Genomic DNA, 642 nt, shown 5'->3' on the forward strand with positions numbered 1-642 from the left:
GATGGTTTGATCGGCATTCACCGACCAACGGGCTAGATGACGAAGGGTTGGAGCATCAAAGTCATCTCGAAGACGGATAGGGGCGGACATGGCAAACTCCTCATGTTCCCCATCAGGAATCATATTCGCGAAACTTTGGGAATCCAAAAGAGGGCATTGCCAACTTGTTTGGGTCGGCCAGCACAGGCTCCCGTTTTGGACGGATTTCAGGCGTTCATCTCAGCGGTGTAGTCGGACCACAGGCTGAACGCATCTGCTCTGGCGTGCCGGTATGAGGATGCGGACAGTTTGTATCGGCGGTGTGAAATACTGGCTTTGGCGGGCGATTGACGGCGATGGCGATGTGCTCGACATCCTGGTTCAATCCCACCGCAATGCAAAAGCTGCCAGGCGTTTCTTCGACAGGTTGGTCACGCAATTCGGCGAGCCCAGGGTCGTGGTGACGGATAAGCTGCGCAGCTACACCAAGCCGGTTCAGGCCCTTGCTCCGGATGCCGATCATCGCGCTCACAAGGGGCTGAATAACAGGATTGAGAATTCCCATCGCCCGACACGCAAACGGGAGAAGATTATGGGTCGTTTCAAGTCGCCCCGGCAAGCGCAGCGGTTTCTGTCTGCCCACGATCAGATCAACACCATCTT

General features: G+C 55.8%; 2 pseudogenes. One reads left to right on the top strand and one right to left on the bottom strand.

From position 1 onward, the window contains the following. Positions 1-206: 206 nt before the first annotated feature. Positions 207-299, bottom strand: a pseudogene (locus OA90_RS28940) (IS6 family transposase); the annotation flags it as partial. Between OA90_RS28940 and OA90_RS27895 the strand changes: the two are divergent. Beyond that, positions 287-642 (top strand): annotated as a pseudogene (locus tag OA90_RS27895) (DDE-type integrase/transposase/recombinase); the annotation flags it as partial. The pseudogenes OA90_RS28940 and OA90_RS27895 overlap by 13 nt on opposite strands.

Origin of the sequence: Labrenzia sp. OB1, assembly GCF_001624695.1 — a bacterium.
GTDB lineage: Bacteria > Pseudomonadota > Alphaproteobacteria > Rhizobiales > Stappiaceae > Roseibium.